Here is a 2,963-nt window from a genome sequence, read left to right on the forward strand (position 1 = left end):
TTATTTTACTGTCTACTTTACCATTTTTTATAAATACAAAACCGAAGTATCAAAAAGGATTGTTTTATTTGTATTTCATTTCAAATTTATTTTTTTACGCCTTTAATTTTGTCGATTTAATTTATTACAAATACAATTTTTCTCGATTAACACTTGCCGCTTGGGATTTGGTAAAAAATGAAGAGTCAAAAGGCGGTATGTTATTTCGATTTTTAATTACCTATTGGCACGTGTTTTTGTTGTTTATTGTGGTAGCTATTTTGTGGGTATTTTTGTATCAAAAAGTAAAAGTGAAACACAATTTAGTAGAAAATGCTAAGTTAAAATATGTTGCAAAATCTATTTTTGGGGTATTAGTAATTGCCACTTTATGCATCGGTGGGATTCGAGGCGATTTCAAGAAAAGTACTCGACCAATTAATTTAGTAGACGCCAACAGATTTGTAAAAAAATCACAACAAGCCGATTTAGTTTTAAATTCAACTTTTTCGTTTTTAAGAACATTAGGAGTACAATCGTTTAAAAAAACCGATTTTAATATACCAGAAGAAGTCGTTAATGCAAATTTTCAGCCGATAAAATTGTACGATTCTAATGCTTCAACTACACCAAATATTGTATTGATTATCACCGAAAGTATGGGTAGAGAATATATCGGAGCGTTTAATAAAAATACAAATATTAAAGATTATGTGAGTTATACGCCTTTTATTGATTCCTTGGCAACCGAGAGTTTAATTTTTACCAATGCATATGCCAACGGGTATAAATCCATACACGGTATGTCGTCTATATTATCAGGAATTCCATCGTTTAAAGATGCCTTTACATCTTCTCCGTATGCCAAACAAAAAATTGGCTCTATGGTTTCTTGTTTAAAAAGTAAAGGGTATGAAACTTCATTTTTTCACGGTGCACCAAACGGTTCTATGGGCTTTTTAGGTTTTGGAAATATTTTGGGTTTTGACCATTATTATGGTATGACAGAATACGGAAATGATGCCGATTTTGATGGTTCGTGGGGAATTTGGGACGTGCCTTTTATGCAATTTATGAATAAAACGATAAGTCAAAAGAAAGCACCATTTTTTAGTACCATTTTTACGGTAACTTCACACGAACCTTATGTGGTGCCTGCTGAGTTTAAAAATAAATTGCCAAAAGGTACAAGTTTGATGCATCAGCCTGTAGGGTATACAGATTACGCTTTTAAAAAGTTTTTTGAAGCCGCTAAAAAAGAGCCGTGGTTTGAAAATACTATATTTATTATTACCGCTGATCATTGTAATTTGGTTAATTATAATGAAGAATATTATAATAAAATTATGAATAGATTAGCTGTTCCAATTCTTTTTTATTCACCAAAATATAAGTTCAAAGGAGTAAACAATGAATTGGCTCAACATATTGATATTTTTCCAACAGTTATGGATATTATTGGATATAATAAACCATTTAGAAGTTGGGGTAGAAGTTTGTTAGCTAAAAATAACAGTAATACAAAGCCATTTGTAATGAATTATAATACGGGAATGTATAACTTTGCTCGAGGAAATTATATTTGTGCTTTTGATGGAAAAGTTGCCGTTGGTTTTTACAGTAAAGAGGATAAAGAACAATTGCACAATTTAATTGGAAAAAGAAACAAAGAAATGAATGATATGGAAACGGCCTGTAAAGGGTTTCTTCAAGATTATTTTAATAGAATTATTGATAAAAAGTTGAGTAATTAAGTCGAAAGTAATTTTAGAGTAGTAAAATGAAAAAGAAAATATTAGTTTCAGTTATAGTAATTTCTGCACTTTTTTGGGCAAAGAGCTATTTTTATGATTATAAAATAAACCATAATTTAAAAGTAATTTCTCAAGGTAAAGTATATAAGAGTGGCGTGATTCCACCAGATGATATTGCCGATTTTGTAAAAGAGCACAAAATTAAAAGCATCATCGATTTACGTTTTCCAGGAACGGGTGACGATGTAAATAATCCAGAAATTCCTGTAGAACTTATTGCAGAAAAAAAAGCAGCAGCTAAAATTAAAGGATTGAATTATTTCAATATAGGCTCCGATCAAGTGCCGAAACCAGAAAATTTAGACGCTTTTTTTAAAGTAATGGACAACAAAGCAAATTATCCAGTACTAATTCATTGTTTTCACGGTGTTGGTCGTGCCGAAATGTATTCTGCCATTTATCGTATAGAATATGAAAACTGGGACAGAGATGAAGCGAGAAAAGAAACCCGTTTTTTAACCAAGTTTAGTTCTTTCGATTTAGGAAAACCAAAAGGAGATTTTTTGCATAATTATGTTTCTAGAAAAGAGAAAATAGAGAAAAGAAAATAGAATCTGAAACAAGTTCAGAGTGACAAACTTTACAGAAAATCTGTGCGAATCCGTTCAATCCTTACAATCTGTGTACCCATCTAAACAATCCCAAAGCCCAAAGCAATCGCAAAAACAATAATCATAAATGCTACAATTTTCTGAATGGTGTTTATGGTTATTTTTTTTACCAATTTGTTTCCAAAATACACACCTATAAACGCAGCAAGTGTTGCAACTATAAGTAAATTCAAATTCAAACTATCTTTCACTTTTGAAATGTTGGTAAAATACACCGACATTCTACTTATGTCTATCATACAAGCGATAAGTACACCTGTCGCAATAAATGCTTCTTTAGATAAGCCAACTTTTGTTAAAAACGCACTTCGTAATGCGCCTTGATGTCCGGAAAGTCCGCCAAAAAAACCACTTAATACACCACCAAGTGGCAAATATTTCTTAGGAAATTGTAAATTTTTTAGTTTTGGAAGTAATTCAAATAATGCGAAGAAAATTAGTAAAACAGCCACAATAACTTTCATCAACGTAATTTGAAACACGTATTCTCGTATGGTGTATTCGTCTAAAATATTGGTATTGGTAATTTTATCTAACAAAAAAGCCCCAAGTAAAGCAA

At 31.1% G+C, this 2,963-nt stretch carries 3 protein-coding genes; 2 read left to right on the forward strand and 1 reads right to left on the reverse strand.

All coding sequences use genetic code 11. The features are described from left to right. Both ACIQ11_RS10040 and ACIQ11_RS10045 read left to right on the forward strand, forming a co-directional pair. Positions 1-1,733, forward strand: a 1,733-nt coding sequence (locus ACIQ11_RS10040; protein WP_396154527.1) for an LTA synthase family protein, incomplete at its 5' end; no start/stop codon positions are given. 26 nt (positions 1,734-1,759) lie between these two features. Then, positions 1,760-2,344: a dual specificity protein phosphatase family protein gene (locus ACIQ11_RS10045; protein ID WP_396154529.1), complete on the forward strand. Its 585-nt coding sequence runs from the start codon at positions 1,760-1,762 to the stop codon at positions 2,342-2,344. 80 nt (positions 2,345-2,424) lie between these two features. Here the strand turns inward: ACIQ11_RS10045 and ACIQ11_RS10050 are convergent. Further along, positions 2,425-2,963, reverse strand: a 539-nt coding sequence (locus ACIQ11_RS10050; RefSeq protein ID WP_396154531.1) for a TSUP family transporter, incomplete at its 5' end; no start/stop codon positions are given.

The organism is Flavobacterium sp. (assembly GCF_044361065.1).
Classification (GTDB): Bacteria; Bacteroidota; Bacteroidia; order Flavobacteriales; family Flavobacteriaceae; genus Flavobacterium.

Bases quoted from the DNA above. Each gene is read 5' to 3' on its own strand.
- ACIQ11_RS10045 (WP_396154529.1), top strand. From the start codon at position 1,760: ATGAAAAAGAAAATATTAGTTTCAGTTATAGTAATTTCTGCACTTTTT.